Source organism: Alteromonas sp. ABE4_545, from assembly GCF_056161325.1.
In genome coordinates this window covers 59,468-74,734 of sequence record NZ_JBSWYY010000013.1, presented here as the reverse complement: position 1 = coordinate 74,734, position 15,267 = coordinate 59,468, and the positions used below count along the sequence as shown (strand labels likewise).

Genomic DNA, 15,267 nt, shown 5'->3' with positions numbered 1-15,267 from the left:
AAATCTCGACTCAACCTAAGTCGGCCACTTGCACCCAAGCCGACTCAGCTTGGCTACTGTTAATCATGGCATCAATGAATGCCATACCGCGTACACCCGATGCTAAGCCAGGTACCCCTTCTGCTTTGCCCGTTTCACCAGCGCGAATCGCTGCGGCAAAGTCTGTTAGCAAGTTAGCCATGGCTTCCAAATACCCTTCTGGGTGCCCTGATGGCACGCGACAACGGGCTAATGCATCTTCACACAGCCCAGGCTGACCAAGGCCCGAACGCAGCACTTGATACGGCGCACCTAATGGGCGGTATATCAAGGTGTCTGGCGTCATTTGCTGCCATTCCATTCCACCTTTATCGCCATAGACACGAATCTTTAATGGGTTTTCTTCACCGGCACACACCTGACTGGCAATCAGCACACCTGTTGCGCCACCGTCGGTACGAATAAACGCGGCACCGTCATCATCTAATTGACGGCCGTCGATATGTGAGTACATATCAGCACAAAGCGAGGTCACCTTCTGGCCCAGCACAAATTCCACCAATCCAAATGCATGTGTACCAATATCTGCCATACAGCCGCTACCACCCGCCTGAGCTGGGTCTGTGCGCCACGATGCCTGCTTGTTATCACCTTCGATATTTTCGCTTAGCCAGCCTTGCGGATATTCCACATACACCTTGCGAATTTTGCCTAACTGACCAGACGCAACCATGTGCCGTGCTTGCCATACTTGAGGATAGCCCAAGTAAGTATGCGCTAAGCCATAAAGCACCGGAGCCGAAGAGATAGCCGCTTTGAGTTCAACGGCCTCTTCTAATGAGACCGCTGCTGGCTTTTCGCAAAAAACGTGGATGCCCGCAGCCATCGCGGCAATTGTGATAGGAACGTGCAGGTGATTAGGTGTCACTATGGTGAGTGCCTGAATGCGTGAAGCCGCGGGCAACTTTGATTCTTGTTCAATAAGTTGTTGCCAACTGGCATAAACACGGTCAGCTGACAAACCCAACTTTTCGCCCGACCGTGCGTTATTGCCTGCATCACGGCTAAAAGCACCACACACCAACTCATATTCACTGTCGAGACCAGCTGCATAACGATGAACTGCACCGATAAACGCGCCTTCACCGCCGCCAACCATTCCCAATCTGATCTTTTGCTTTATTGCCATGAGTCACCCGAAACCTTGCACAATGTTAAAAAATTGCTTAATTTGTAAAAATGTAACGGATTACATAAAACTTTGTCAACTATCAATGTAAAAAACCCCGTTAAGTGCGGTGAAAGATGTGCTTATCGATAAATAAATGTGAAAAATTTGTAGCCAAACTCGTGACAAGCAATAAAAGTTATGTTTTTATCAGATCTAATAGCGAAATTGAGTAAACCGGTTACATTTTTCATGTTTTTAGTTCAGGATTTAAAGCCCTATGTCCACAATTCGTGATGTTGCTAACTTAGCAGGGGTATCTGTTGCCACCGTATCAAGGGCGTTACAACAGCCAGACAGAGTATCGGCGAAAACCCGTAACAAGGTGATGGAGACGGTAGAGAAGGTTGGGTACAAACCCAATTTGATGGCGGTAAAATTCCGCTCAGGCAAAACCCACAATTTAGTGGTTTTAGTACCTACTGTAGCCAATATGTTCTTTGCACGCGTTATTGTGGGTATGCAGGAAGCGGCGTCAGAACAAGGCTATTCCATTTTACTGGGCAACACGATGGGCAGCGCCAAAATTGAAGCCGAGTACGCACAAATGGTGCAAACCTCGCAAGCAGATGGCCTGATTCAACTTCGCGCTCACAACCCGTTCTCTCAAGACGCGCTGAACGAAGAAGGTTTATTACCAATGGTGAATGCATGTGAGGTGCTGGATAAAGTGGAGTGTCCTACCGTTGCACTCGACAACCAAGAAGCCGCTCGCGCCATGACCAAGCACTTGATCAGACACGGCCACAAACGCATTGCAATGGTAAAAGGTCCGGCTGAAAGTCCATTAACAAAATCTCGGGTTAGCGGTTATCGACAAGCCTTGGAAGAAGCGGGCTTGCCCTTTGACGAGAGCCTTTTGTATCCCGGTGACTTCACGTTGCAATCGGGTAAACAAGCCACACAACGTATTTTGGTTGCCTCTGATCGCCCCACGGCTATTTTCTGCGAGAACGACGAAATGGCGATGGGGGCCATTCACGCGGTTAAACAAAAAGGGTTGCGTGTACCAGACGATATCTCGGTTGCGGGCTTCGATGACATCGCCTTTGCGGGCTTTTGTGATCCACCGCTCACAACTATCGCGCAACCGGCAGAAGAATTCGGTCGCACTACTGTGAATTTGTTACTTGATGTACTGAATGGCCGCATTAAAAAAGCGCCCAAAGTTATAATGCCATACGAACTAATCGTGCGAGCCAGCACAGGCCCTGCACCTTCGGAAAAATAAGAGGACAACAGCTATGACTCGTATCACAACAACACGTCGACAGTTTCTCAAAGGTGGGTTACTGGTAACTGGCGCGGCTTGCCTACCTATGGGTTGCATGTCAGGCGCAACGTCACCAAAACCGGCAGTAGGCTTACAGCTTTACACGCTGAGAGATATGATGGCGAAAAGCGTACCAGACACGCTGAAACTGGTCGCTGATACGGGATATAGTGAAGTTGAGTTTGCCGGGTACTATGAACACTCAGCCAAAGACATTAAAGCCATGTTGGATAAATACGGGCTGCAAGCACCGTCTTGCCATGTTCCTCTTGATATGATCAATGCGTCAATTGACCAAGTGATAGATAACGCGCTTGAAATTGGCCACAAATACATTGTGATGCCCTACCTAACTCAAGAGCAGCGCGGTACCTCAATTAAAACCTACTATGATTTGGTAGAACAGCTCAGTACTGCTGGCGAGGCGTGTAAAAAAGCGGGAATTACCTTCGCATATCACAATCATGATTTTGAGTTTCAGGTAACCGACGGCGAAGTGCCTTACGATGTGCTGCTTAATAATATTGACCCAGACGTAATGGCTATGGAGCTAGATTTATACTGGACAGTAAAAGCAGGCAAAGATCCTCTTGATTACTTTGCGGCTCATCCAGGCCGCTTTAAATTATTCCACGTGAAAGATTTAGCCGAAAACGGTGAATTTGCCGATGTTGGCAAAGGCACCATCGACTTTGCTCGTATCTTCGCGAAAAACGCAGAGTCCGGCGTTGAACACTTCTTTGTTGAGCGCGACATGACCGATGACAAAATTCGCACAATTAGCCAAGGCTATCAGGCCACATCACGCTTGTTGTCGAAGTAACAACTCGCTTCTATACGCCTAAAGCACCACCTGTGTTTTAGGCGTTTCTTCCCCGCATAAGCCTAGTTTCACTGCGTCAAATCGCGATATACTGTGGTAACAGTATTTTTGTCATGTCGTACTTATGACCCAGTTTTTAGCTCAGATTAGCCAGTTTTTTTCACCTTATTTCGATGACATGAGTATCATGTTAATGGCGACGCTATTAGTCGTATATGGCGACCTCATTAACAAGCACATCAAACGCGCCATAGCGCCCTATCACTTTATAGTCCGCAGTATTTTGTTCGTTTTGTTGTGTGCATTCGGTTATGGCGCAATGACACTATGGGGAGCGCCCTTCTTAAAACACATTATCCAATACTTACCGTGGGCGTATCAGGGCATTGGGTTTATATCGGTATTTTTGTTGCTAGGCCTACTTGCTGAGCGCAGAAAATATATTTAGGTTAATAAACTCGCCGTTTCACATCCCCTTTTTAGAGAACATTGCTATTCTTTGATTATGTTCACCCAATAGTCAAAGTAGCCGTTGTTCCAAAGTGTACGCTCTACCATCTCGGCGATAGCACTCGTTGCGCTAATATTCGTTAGTTCAGCGGTCGTCATTCTCGCCGTTATCATATACGAAGATTTGTATACCGAATCGGCGTCGAAGCATTTGAATGGCTTGTCTGAAAATTTAGCCAGCGACCTGATCCCATACCTTGCTTCCTCGCGCGACAGCTTTGCCATCAACAACTTGTTATTGCGACTCGATCAGCACGACAACGTAAGACTCGCAGCAATACTCGACCTCGATAAACAGGTATCCGAAATCTATATTGGTACTGCCATTCAGCCGTTAGAGCAACAACTGCAACGTCAAGCGTTACAACAAGCGTTAGACACACTTGATACCCTGTCGGTGGGAACGCCAGCAGTAACGCCTGAGGGTAACGTAATCGTACTTAAAATGATTGGCGAACCCAGTTACCCGCTTGGGTATTTGTTGATGGTGAATGACTTATCTGGCCCCCTTAATTCAACCAAATGGCGTTTTGTGCGCTCAGTGCTGCCGTTTGTACTGATACTCGTGGTGTTAACCACTCTGTTATTATTATATATGCAAGGTCTCGTACTTAAGCCACTCTTCGACTTAGGGCGCCTGACACACAGAATTCGAAAAACAAAAAACTATACCCTCACCGCTGAACTACGTGGCAAGAAAGAAATTCGAGAACTCACAAAAGACATCAATAGTTTATTACGCGATATCAACGAAGAAATGCAGCTGAACAAAGAGCAAAACTCACAGCTGCTTGAACAACAAAGCTTGATGGAAAGGCTAGCAAATTTTGACAGCTTAACAGCATTGCCAAACCGTCAGTTTATTCTCGATAAACTAGCCTTAGATTTACGGCTCGATGCGGTACGACACGTCGATATTGCCCTGCTGTTTTGTGATTTAGACGGCTTCAAAGCCATTAACGATGCCTACGGCCACCGGGTGGGAGACCAGTTGCTGCAGGAGTGCGCCAGTATGTTGGTCGATATCATTCACGAGACCAACGCTGTAGCTCGTTTAGGCGGAGATGAATTCCTTATTACCGTAGACAACTTCGAGAATGACGAACAGCTAAAAAACATTGCCGCTTTGGTAATCAAGCAGCTAAGCAAACCCATTACGATAGAAGATTGGACCGTACAAATAGGTGTGAGTATTGGTATTGCCAAGGCCAGTGACGCCAATTACGACGCCACTACCTTAATTTCCAATGCCGATATGGCAATGTACGCATCGAAACTAAATGGCAAAGGCACCACCACACTCTTTACCACACAGCTGGTCGAAGACCACAAGCGTAAATTGCTCATTGCGCAAGCCATAGACGACGCCGTAACCAACAATGAGTTCACGCTGTTTTACCAACCGAAAATGAACAGTTGCTTGGAAGTGGCAGGTTACGAGGCCTTGATACGATGGCATTCCCCCACATTCGGTTTTATTCCACCAGACGAGTTTATTTCTATTGCTGAACACGCTCGCAAAATCACAACCATTACACATTGGGTGCTGGAACAAGCATGTAAGGATATTAGCGCCCTCTCTGCTCATCACACCACAGACATTTCTGTTGCGATCAACTTGTCGGTTCACGACTTGAGAGACGACACTCTATTAAGTGACATTAAGCGGCTATTTTCACTGTACGAAGTAAAAGCAGAACAATTTGAATTTGAAATCACCGAGTCAACTTACCTCGAAAATCTCGCATCAGCGAACGTGTTCATCGACGCAATACACGCGATGGGAAGCACAGTAGCACTTGATGATTTTGGAACCGGCTATTCGTCATTAGGTTATTTGACACAAATATCTATCGATACCCTCAAAATTGATAAGCAATTTATCGACAGTGTTCACACTTCTAAACGCAATCGACTTATCACTAATACCATTATAGAAATGGCCAAACAGTTGAAACTGTCGATCTGCGCAGAAGGTGTAGAAAACAAAGAACAACTCCACTTTTTGCTACAGAGTGGCTGCCACCTGCTACAAGGGTTTTACTTTTCCAGCCCCCAACCTCTCGACGTTATATTAAAAACCGACCTGAATACCCATTCACTTAATTCGAAGTAGCGTACACAACGGTTAAATGCTCTGGCACTGGTATTGAGCTGGGCATATAACCCACTGCGCCTTTGTTTTCTGCTAAATAGACCAGTAGCTCGTCAACCGATTCAAACTCACGCGGCGGTTTGGCCCTGCCACTAAAACGCATTTGCGACCAATAAGATTGAATACGAGACTCGGTCAACCCGATCACCTTGGTGTTAAATATGACTCTAGGTTGGCTATTAGGTTTGAGCGACACAGGGTACAAATTAAGCTCGTTCGCACCTCCCATAAACAAATTTATCACTTCGCCTTTTTGTAAGTTTAATTTGCCGCCGTCCATATTCGCGACGATCACTAAGTCGTCTTTGTTAATATCAGCAAACACAAGGGTCGAATAAAATACAGCCGTGAATAGTAAGCGTTTCATCAGAATATAAACTCCACGCTAACTTGATAAAGATTGGCACGATTATCAAAACTGGCCGACGCAGACTTAAGCACAAAAGTAGCGATACCCGCTTCGCCTTTGAAGTGCGTCACTTCTGTTTTTAGGGCGATGTTGTAACGCACATCCCAGCGAATACCTAACGAGTAACTCTCAAGATCTGCAGTTTGAAAATTGGCGAAAAAGCTCTGGTAAGCATAATTCAACATGTCCAGTTCGCTCGATACTCCCAAGGGAATATCATCGGCGATTTTAGGCTTTTCACGATTGAGATTCGCATAGGTCAAAGACACAGAGAAAGGGTCAAAGTTCTTGCTGCCAAACAAGTAATAGCTGGTAATGTTTGAGCCTAATACTATGTCTGATTGAATGGAAACCAGCTCAGCCCCTAAGCGGTAAGCCAAGTTGTCGTAATTAAGCCCGAGTTGGTAAACATCTACGTCGCCGTGCATGGTCAGAGAGTTTGCGCTCTCATTAAAGCCCAAAGCTTGCAGCTGAGCGACAAAATCGGTGACCAGTGCAAGCTCCACATCTGCAAGCCCGGTAAAAAATGACGCCCGAAAACTGAGATTATCCTGCCGTAGGTTCAGCACACTCCCCATCATATCGCTGATTGATGTAGGGAAACTCTGATCTTGAAACCGCGTAGCATCGTCGTACTGCCCATAATACGCTTCAATATTGCCAAACACATCGCCAACAGAGAACTGATAGGTAGCACTGGCGCCTTCGTAATGATTAAACAAAAACGCACTATACAACTGCTGCGGCACCGACACCCACGTGTAGGCAAAACCCACATCAATAACATCACTGTAATTGAAAAAAGGCGTCCGCATTTTTCCAGCTTTAAACTGCCAATACTGATTAGGTTGATAAGTAACATACAACCACTCTATCCCCGAGTCTCTCTCGCTGCTGCTGTGGGCAAGTAATTGTGTGGTAAAAGAAATTGTGTCGGTAGCCTGATAATCAAGCTGCAAAGCAAGTAGTGACTGCTCACTTACGTTCCAGCTGTTTTTATACCCTTCGAAGGTAACTGCGTCGTCGTCTAAATACCCTGCGACTACGCGACCAAAGCCACTTGCTGTGACGCTGTTTACCATCCCATCTGCGAACGCCGCTATCGAGGTCGTAGACAAAAAGAGCAAAAGTACCGCCGACTTCATGATATTCCTATATGGGTAGAGGACCGGATAATTTTAAATATAGGCGAAATGTCAGCCAATGCAGACTTTTTACATCGACCTGATAAAGACAGTAAAAACAGCGGAGAGAACCGCCTCAGTAAGTGACATACCGAGGCGATATATGACTATTGACGGCGTAAATAATCACGAATAACGTAGTGCAAGATACCACCATGCTGAAAATAGGTATATTCATTAGCGGTATCAATTCTCACGTCCATCAGAACGTTTTTCACCTCGCCTTGTTGGTCTTCAACAACAACCGTCACTTCGGTTTGCCCTTTTTCAACCGGCGCAATAGAAAAGGTTTCAGAGCCTTCAATACCCAGTGATTCGGCGCTTTCTCCCGATTTAAACTGCAACGGCAATATGCCCATTCCTATGAGGTTAGAACGATGAATTCGCTCATAGCTTTGTGCCATTACCGCTCTTACCCCCATGAGGGCCGGCCCTTTTGCAGCCCAATCTCGACTTGAACCTGTACCGTACTCTTTGCCGCCAATCACAACTGCGGGCACCCCTTCCTCTCGATATTGCATAGCGGCATGATAAATCGACATTGCTTCACCTGATGGGAAGTGTGAGGTCGCACTGCCAGTGGTGCCCGGTGCCAACTGGTTTTTTAAACGCACATTGGCAAACGTGCCTCGCATCATTACTTCGTGGTTGCCTCGGCGAGAACCATAGGAGTTAAAGTGTTCAGGCGTTACCCCGAGTGACTGTAAATATTCACCAGCCGGACTTGATGGCGCAATGGCTCCTGCCGGAGAAATGTGGTCAGTGGTGATAGAATCTCCCACTTTCACCAAACAACGTGCATGGTCGATGGCTTCTACCGGTTTGGGAGATTTTTCCATGCCTTCAAAGAATGGTGGATGCTTGATGTAAGTAGAATCAGGCCAATCATACACAGAGGTTTTCGAGACCGTCATGTCATTCCACACATCGTTGCCTTTAAATACATCTGCGTACTTTTGTTTAAACAAATCTCCCGACACATTGGCCTGAATGGTGTCTTGAATTTCCTGCTCGGTAGGCCAAATGTCTTTCATATACACAGGATCACCGTTTTGATCATGACCCAGAGGCTCCGAAGTCAGGTCAATATTCATGTTACCTGCCAACGCATAAGCCACCACCAGAGGCGGTGAAGCCAAATAATTTGCCGCTACATCAGGGTGAATACGCCCTTCAAAATTTCGGTTGCCCGACAACACAGACGTTACGGTTAGTTTCGCCTTTTGGATCGCCTTGCTAATAGGTTCGGGCAGTGGCCCCGAATTCCCTATACAGGTTGTACAGCCATAGCCAACAAGATTAAAACCAAGGGCTTCCAGAGGAGCCATGAGGCCTGCGTCTTCTAGGTATTGGGTCACCACTTGCGAACCGGGGGCCAAAGACGTTTTTACCCATGGTTTACGCGTGAGGCCTTTTTCGGCAGCATTTTTTGCCAGTAACCCTGCTGCAACCAATACAGAAGGGTTCGATGTATTGGTACAACTTGTAATTGCCGCAATAACAATCGCCCCGTCCTGTAAATTGAATTTCTCGTCATTCAATGCCACGTACGACGCCTGTTCCTCGTCAACTAAGGGAGCATCGCCACCTTCAGCAACAAAGTCTGATTGCGCGTCTACGTCTACCACATCTATTTGCTGGCTAAACCACTGTTTGAATGCACTAGCGGCCTTGTTCAGGGCAATGCGATCTTGCGGGCGTTTAGGGCCAGCAACGGAAGGAACGACCTCGTTTAAGTCAAGGCTAAGGTTTTCGTGGAAAACGGCATCTGGTGTGTCATCGTCGTGCCATAAGCCCGCAGTTTTGGCGTAGTGCTCCACCAACTCAATTTGCGCCGCTGAACGCCCTGTTAACTTAAGGTAATCTAACGCGCTATCGTCAATCGGGAAAATACCACAAGTAGCACCGTATTCTGGGGCCATATTGGCAATAGTGGCACGGTCTGCGGTAGACAAATGCTTAAGACCCGGCCCATAAAACTCGACGAATTTCCCTACCACGCCATGTTGTCGCAGTTGCTCGGTAATGGTTAAGACCATGTCGGTTGCGGTTACCCCAGCGGCCAATTCGCCGGTAAGTTTAAAACCCACCACTTTCGGCAGTAGCATGGTAACGGGTTGACCGAGCATTGCGGCTTCCGCTTCAATGCCACCCACGCCCCAACCCAATACACCTAATCCGTTGATCATGGTTGTATGAGAGTCGGTGCCAACCAATGTATCGGGGTAAACCCATGCCCCGTCGTCATCCTCACGGGTAAACGCACAACGGGCGAGATACTCTAAGTTCACCTGATGCACAATCCCCCGCCCGGGCGGTACCACCTTAAAATTATCGAAAGAGGTTTGCCCCCACTTTAAAAACTGATAACGCTCTTTATTGCGCTGAATTTCAACCGCCGTGTTTTTACTGTACGCGTCTTTCTCAGCAAAATGGTCAACCATAACCGAATGGTCAACAACAAGCTCGACTGGGTTAATAGGGTGAATCGCTTTGGCGTCTCCGCCTAGTTTATTCACCGCATCACGCATTGCCGCTAAATCAACAATCGCTGGAACGCCGGTAAAATCTTGTAAGATGACGCGGGCGGGTACGAAGGCAATTTCTTGCTGCGTGGTGTCTTCAATATCCCACTTTGCTACTCGTTCAATGTCTTCGCTAGTCACAAAGTCTGATTGTTCGTGACGTAAGAGGTTTTCTAGCAATACCTTAATGCAAAAGGGCAATCTCGCTAAGTCAAATTGGTTGCTGACGCGGTCAAAGCTAATCATTTGATAGTGAGTTTGATTGTCCAGTTTCAGGGTTTCTACTGATCGATAAGTCATGTATACACCTTCCTTTTTGCTGTTTGCTCGGCCTGTTCGACACTGCCATTTGCAGCCAACTTACTGCTTTGACTGGGCTGGCTCGTTATTTTTTGTGTTGCGTATATGGGTACTAAATGAGGCGAGAAAAAGTTCAGCAGGGAGTGAGCGATCAGACCAAACGCAGCACACCTCCGACAAGCAACATATGTTGTTAAAGTTTTATTAACATTTTCACTTGTAATCGGTATAGTTTAAAAAAACAACACGCTGTTTAGACCACAACAGTTGGTCGGTTAAGCGGAGACATAACATGCACCCTTTAGTCGAAAAACTAAAACTACAACCTCATCCAGAGGGCGGCTACTATCGTCAAATATACCGTTCAGATTACGAAGTTCGCTCACCGGTTCACGGCCTCTCTCGTCCAGCAGTAACGCACATCTATTTTTTGCTTGTCAAAGGGCAAGTCAGTCGCTTTCATCGCGTGCTTCACGACGAAATTTGGAATCATTATGACGGTGCACCGCTACGACTGTACGACTTACATCAACAGCAACTCAAAGAGCGCAGACTGGGTGGGCACGATGAAGATTTAGCGGCAGTGATCCCAGCGGGCCACTATCAAGCGGCGGAGTCGACCGGAGACTTCTCGCTGGTCGGCTGCTCGGTCGCCCCGGGGTTTGATTTTGCTGATTTTAGTTTTATCGACGAACCGGCATTGGCTCACTGGATAGAAATAGCGCACCCCGATTTAACTAAATTTATTTAACCTACATCGACTGTCTGCTGGAGTGCGTTACCATTTGCAAAGATGCGCCGAAATACGCTAAGTCGCTCAGTGGTTTGTTGTAGTCCTGTACCCTTGTCTTATTGCAAATATGCGTAACTGAACTTCATAAACACTGACTCTTCTTCAGCGCGCATCGCGGTAAGCGGCGTTTCTTCTATGCCTGCACTCGCCACTCCCACAAAAAACTTAGTTAGCGGGTTCACTTTATAGGAATACAGCAGTTGCGCCCCCAACTTTCGCGTTAACGGGGCAACCTCTTCAATATAGTTACGCGCATTCCGGTCTATATTGCTGTAAAGCACTATCAAGCGCAGATACTGCCTCGCGTCAAACTGGTAGGTCACTCTGACATCGGAAATACGAGCAGTAAACAAAGCTTCTTCGGCAGCGTTGAGGTCGCTGTAAACCTGCCTAAATCGCACTTGTGCGTGTTGACCAATATTCATATCTAAACGTGATTCAACAAACAATTGCTCACCCAAACGATTATTGGTGAAGTTGATTTGGTCACCCGCGCGAATAAAGGTACTGAAGAAAACGAGCGGGTTGGGTCTGGTTTCCATGTATACACTACTGGAAGACTCCTGAAATCGAGTGCTATTCCCAGTAATGGCCAAATTTGTATTGTCTTGCCGCAAGCCCACGCGATCACGACGTAAATGACCAATTTCCAAAAACGACTGCCAAGTCCCTCGAATACTGGCATAGGCTTCGACTTCCCGTTCTAATAATTCACCTTGATCATTGTGGGTAATGTCCCAATCGCCGTTGATGCGGATACGGTTCCACCAACTGTTGCTATTCCACCAATAATAGCCGCCTCCCAGTTCAGATTTATTCCAATCGGCGCGCGTTTCAAAACCTAAGTCAGCCCGAAAGTCTTTGCCGTTTTCAAACCGATTAGCCCACATGTACCAATCTTTTTCTTCATGCCGGTACCGCAAACGCCACGAACGATCATGAAGGTCCGCTTTTTGAGTACGTGTCGCCACTTCTGAATAGTCAGACGCCGTCGTACAATCATTGTCACAAAAGTCTTTAAATAGTGTTGTGGGATATTGGGTATCGGTATACACATATTGCGCACGAAGGGTGTCTTTTTGGGTTAAGCGGTATTTCACATCAATCCCATTCAAAAGGTTGCGATAATCGCCGGCTTGCCGCAGCGTAGACACCCAGCCGACTGACAGGTCATTCGATGCGTCATAGCGATAACGCAAGGCCCCGTTTGTCGTTTCTTCGGCTAACTCGGCCACATCGGAACTCAGGTTGCCGGGGACCACAAAGCGGGTAATATTGTCATTTGCCACAAACACACCCACCGAGTGCGCGCCATGCTGGCCAGTTAGCTTGGCACCAAAATCAGGTTCAACAATATTACGGGTATACACTAGGTTCTGATTAGAGGAGAAGTAGTCGGCATTTTCGACGAAAAACGGCCGACGTTCAGAAAAATAGAGCGAAAAGGTGTTATTAATACTCACTCTCGCTGTGTCTGCTTCTACCTGAGAAAAGTCGGGGTTTAACGTTGCTTGCAGCGACATCTGAGGCGTGATTCCCCATTTCACATCCATCCCCACTTCAGCGGTATTGTGGTAGTCCCATTGGGTTGTAGCTAGACCATCTCGGCTTCGACCGGCTCCCAACACCAAGGTGGGCACCCACGCCAAATTATTACCTTGGGTAGCATCACTAAAACCTTCTACCTTACTCAACTGGCAAAGGTCGCAGGCGTTGTCTCTGTCCCACGGAATATTGGCCATACGCAAACGCTCGTTGCGTGGATAAAAGCGCACAAACTCAGCGCCCCAGATTTTATCGCCATCTTGTTCCACAAAGTTCATGGTGCGAAGTGGAATGGCAAACTCAACGATATAGCCATTGTCATTAATGGCACCGTGAGATTGCCAAATCGCATTCCAGCTGTCACTTTCGCCGCCTGTCATTTCATTTTGAATCGAGTCGGCTTGCACCCCCAGCGGGTTAGCAAAAAATTGATACGCCAGTCGCTGCGTGTTGAACGTGTCGAGCTTAATGCCAACTAAATCATCGCTCCAGATGCGGTCTCTATCCCGATAAAAAGCGCGAATAGCGTGGGGGTTTGGGTCGTATGCTTCAAACGCGACAAATAGGGTTTCGCCATCTTCGAATAAGCGCACAATGGTTTTTACCGGTGACGCCGTGTTGTTGTATGGGCGGGTGACGAAATCGAGGGTAAGAGTGTTGGCTTGCTGCCAAACGGATTCATCAAGCTTACCATCAAGAGTAATCGTCGCGGCTAAATTGGGAATGGTCACACTGTCTGTAGGTGCCAGCCCAAAGGGCTTGTGTGCCAACTCTTTATGCCCAGGCCGCGTTGCCTGAATGGCTTCTTGATCTTGCGCTTGTGCTACGACAGAAAAGGCCAGCAGCACTACACACAGATAACCGAGAAATAAGTGTCGCATATAAACAGTCCTTGTTTTTATTTTCGCGCCGACACTTTATGCATTTTTTCACGCAGACAAAGTGTACAATATTTGTTCTTTTTGTCAGTGTAACCTATCTGCGTGAATAACGACTAGTTTGATTCAGACAATTGCCTTTGTTGTGTATAAAAGGCCCGCGTCACACCGTTGGTCCAACCAAAGCCAAGTTGCACTGCATATTCCCCACCGCTTGCCATTTGTTTGAAATCCACAACATTATATTTCTCTAACATCGTGTGATGATTTTCAAAACAATGCTCAATACCTTCAAGCCAATGACGGCGAATACGTTCGCTTAATGTGTCAAAACCGTAGTTAACCAATCCTTCGCTAGCAAACCACTGCAAGGGTGCCCAACCGTTTGGTGAATCCCATTGTTGGTAAGTGTCACATAAGGTAGTAACCACACCACCCGCATGTAAAAACTCACGAGCGATATAGCCTTTTACTGATTCGGCTTGTTGCGCACTCGCTTGCTTTACAAAAAGTGGTAAGACGGCAGCAACTGAATACACATTGCAACGCGTTTGCTGCAGCCAGTCGTAGTCAAAGTAAAACCCGTTTTCAGGTGACCAAAAATAACGGTTCATGGCCGTCTGTCTGGCTTGCATTTGTTCAGCGTAATAATCTGCTTGTTCAGCATTACCCAAACGGTCGTGCAGGCAGCTCAGTTGTTTTTCCAGTAAAAACAACAACGCATTGAGATCGACGGGTAAAATGTCTGTTGTGCGGATACTCGAAAGGTCTGCCGGATTAGTCATCCAACGTGAACTGAAATCCCACCCCGATTCACACGCGGCGCGAATATGCCGGAAAAAAGCGCGGCGGTCTTGATCTGACATGCCATTCGCTAATTCAATGTCTTCTCGGTACGATTCGGGTCTTGGGCTAGGGTCTTCATCCCAATATCGGTTTAAATACAGGCCATCGTCTAATCGAACTACCCGTGCATTTGCCGTGTAGGAATCGGTCAGCGTGTCTGCACCACGCATCCAGAACTGATACTCTTTTTCCATACCACGTAAACACGCTTCAGTAAGCGTTGCGTCGGCGTGATGTTGCTCAACCAATTTCGCTAGCATGCCTAAAATAGGTGGTTGACTGCGCGTGTGGTAGTAAGCACGATTCCCGTTGGGAATATGACCCACTTCATCGATCAAATACAAAAAGTTTTTCACCATGGCTGTAGCCATGTCATAACGGCCCGCTTCGACCAAACCCAAGGCAGTAAAATAGCTGTCCCAATAGTAAATTTCTCTAAAGCGGCCACCGGGTACAATGTACTCATAGGGCAAGGGAATTAAACTATCAGCGCTATGTTCGTCTGGATTTTTTGCCAAGGTTTGCCACATTTGTTCAATGTAAGCATGAGGCGTAAGCGCAGGCGCTTCGCAGGTTAAACTAATGGGCTGAGGAATAACAAAGTGTTCGTCGACAAACTGAGACAGCGAAAACCCGTTACTGAGTTTTTGCGCATTGTATTGTTCAATAATACCTTGCCAGCTTTGTTTCGGGATAGCGTCGGCGAACGTTTTGCTATCACTGAACAAGCCTGCCATTTGCACATCGTGAAACAGCGCGCTTTGAAAAAATGGCAACACCTCTCGCCAATGGGCAGTCGCGTTTTTATTTAACATCATC

The 15,267-nt window shown here is 47.0% G+C and carries 11 protein-coding genes; 5 read left to right on the top strand and 6 right to left on the bottom strand.

Going from position 1 to position 15,267, the window contains the following annotated elements:
* Window positions 1–10 precede the first annotated feature (10 nt).
* Window positions 11–1,168: a Gfo/Idh/MocA family protein gene (locus ACXAH6_RS12940; protein ID WP_474877425.1), complete on the bottom strand. Its 1,158-nt coding sequence runs from the start codon at window positions 1,166–1,168 to the stop codon at window positions 11–13.
* Window positions 1,169–1,427: 259 nt separating this feature from the next.
* Between ACXAH6_RS12940 and ACXAH6_RS12935 the strand changes: the two genes are divergently transcribed.
* The 4 genes from ACXAH6_RS12935 to ACXAH6_RS12920 all read left to right on the top strand — a co-directional run bounded on the left by ACXAH6_RS12935 (window position 1,428) and on the right by ACXAH6_RS12920 (window position 5,929).
* Complete coding sequence (locus tag ACXAH6_RS12935) at window positions 1,428–2,438, top strand: LacI family DNA-binding transcriptional regulator (protein ID WP_474877423.1); 1,011 nt, start codon at window positions 1,428–1,430, stop codon at window positions 2,436–2,438.
* A 13-nt stretch (window positions 2,439–2,451) separates the two neighbouring features.
* Window positions 2,452–3,303: a sugar phosphate isomerase/epimerase family protein gene (locus ACXAH6_RS12930; protein WP_474877422.1), complete on the top strand. Its 852-nt coding sequence runs from the start codon at window positions 2,452–2,454 to the stop codon at window positions 3,301–3,303.
* A 124-nt stretch (window positions 3,304–3,427) separates the two neighbouring features.
* Window positions 3,428–3,751: a DUF3392 family protein gene (locus tag ACXAH6_RS12925; protein WP_474877420.1), complete on the top strand. Its 324-nt coding sequence runs from the start codon at window positions 3,428–3,430 to the stop codon at window positions 3,749–3,751.
* Window positions 3,752–3,835: 84 nt separating this feature from the next.
* Window positions 3,836–5,929 carry a putative bifunctional diguanylate cyclase/phosphodiesterase gene (locus ACXAH6_RS12920; RefSeq protein WP_474877419.1) on the top strand — a complete coding sequence of 698 codons (2,094 nt, stop codon included), beginning with the start codon at window positions 3,836–3,838 and terminating at the stop codon, window positions 5,927–5,929.
* On the opposite strand, the gene ACXAH6_RS12915 is transcribed toward ACXAH6_RS12920, so the two are convergent.
* From ACXAH6_RS12915 to acnA, 3 genes are all read right to left on the bottom strand, one after another.
* Window positions 5,916–6,335, bottom strand: a complete 420-nt coding sequence (locus ACXAH6_RS12915) for a hypothetical protein (RefSeq protein WP_474877417.1) — start codon at window positions 6,333–6,335, stop codon at window positions 5,916–5,918. The genes ACXAH6_RS12920 and ACXAH6_RS12915 overlap by 14 nt on opposite strands.
* On the bottom strand, window positions 6,335–7,522 hold the full coding sequence (locus ACXAH6_RS12910; RefSeq protein ID WP_474877416.1) for a hypothetical protein: 1,188 nt from the start codon (window positions 7,520–7,522) through the stop codon (window positions 6,335–6,337). Before ACXAH6_RS12910 ends, ACXAH6_RS12915 begins: the two co-directional genes overlap by 1 nt.
* Window positions 7,523–7,668: 146 nt before the next feature.
* The gene (gene acnA, locus ACXAH6_RS12905) at window positions 7,669–10,386 is read right to left on the bottom strand and encodes an aconitate hydratase AcnA (protein ID WP_474877414.1); all 2,718 of its coding nucleotides are present in this window, start codon (window positions 10,384–10,386) and stop codon (window positions 7,669–7,671) included.
* A gap of 292 nt (window positions 10,387–10,678) precedes the next feature.
* Here acnA and ACXAH6_RS12900 point away from each other — a divergent pair, with 292 nt between their 5' ends.
* Entirely contained in the window at window positions 10,679–11,137 is a 459-nt protein-coding gene (locus ACXAH6_RS12900) for a cupin domain-containing protein (RefSeq protein ID WP_474877412.1), read from the top strand.
* A gap of 98 nt (window positions 11,138–11,235) precedes the next feature.
* Here the strand turns inward: ACXAH6_RS12900 and ACXAH6_RS12895 are convergent, their stop codons facing one another.
* Both ACXAH6_RS12895 and treF read right to left on the bottom strand, forming a co-directional pair.
* Complete coding sequence (locus tag ACXAH6_RS12895; RefSeq protein WP_474877411.1) at window positions 11,236–13,605, bottom strand: carbohydrate binding family 9 domain-containing protein; 2,370 nt, start codon at window positions 13,603–13,605, stop codon at window positions 11,236–11,238.
* A gap of 113 nt (window positions 13,606–13,718) precedes the next feature.
* Entirely contained in the window at window positions 13,719–15,266 is a 1,548-nt protein-coding gene (treF, locus tag ACXAH6_RS12890) for an alpha,alpha-trehalase TreF (RefSeq protein WP_474877409.1), read from the bottom strand.
* Window position 15,267: the final 1 nt, after the last annotated feature.

What these genes read in the sequence shown, in the direction of transcription:
- ACXAH6_RS12895 (WP_474877411.1), bottom strand. Translation starts at nt 13,605, where the DNA reads ATGCGACACTTATTTCTCGGTTATCTGTGTGTAGTGCTGCTGGCCTTT.
- treF (WP_474877409.1), bottom strand. Translation starts at nt 15,266, where the DNA reads ATGATGTTAAATAAAAACGCGACTGCCCATTGGCGAGAGGTGTTGCCA.
- ACXAH6_RS12900 (WP_474877412.1), top strand. Translation starts at nt 10,679, where the DNA reads ATGCACCCTTTAGTCGAAAAACTAAAACTACAACCTCATCCAGAGGGC.
- ACXAH6_RS12915 (WP_474877417.1), bottom strand. Translation starts at nt 6,335, where the DNA reads ATGAAACGCTTACTATTCACGGCTGTATTTTATTCGACCCTTGTGTTT.
- ACXAH6_RS12935 (WP_474877423.1), top strand. Translation starts at nt 1,428, where the DNA reads ATGTCCACAATTCGTGATGTTGCTAACTTAGCAGGGGTATCTGTTGCC.
- ACXAH6_RS12910 (WP_474877416.1), bottom strand. Translation starts at nt 7,522, where the DNA reads ATGAAGTCGGCGGTACTTTTGCTCTTTTTGTCTACGACCTCGATAGCG.
- acnA (WP_474877414.1), bottom strand. Translation starts at nt 10,386, where the DNA reads ATGACTTATCGATCAGTAGAAACCCTGAAACTGGACAATCAAACTCAC.
- ACXAH6_RS12940 (WP_474877425.1), bottom strand. Translation starts at nt 1,168, where the DNA reads ATGGCAATAAAGCAAAAGATCAGATTGGGAATGGTTGGCGGCGGTGAA.
- ACXAH6_RS12925 (WP_474877420.1), top strand. Translation starts at nt 3,428, where the DNA reads ATGACCCAGTTTTTAGCTCAGATTAGCCAGTTTTTTTCACCTTATTTC.
- ACXAH6_RS12930 (WP_474877422.1), top strand. Translation starts at nt 2,452, where the DNA reads ATGACTCGTATCACAACAACACGTCGACAGTTTCTCAAAGGTGGGTTA.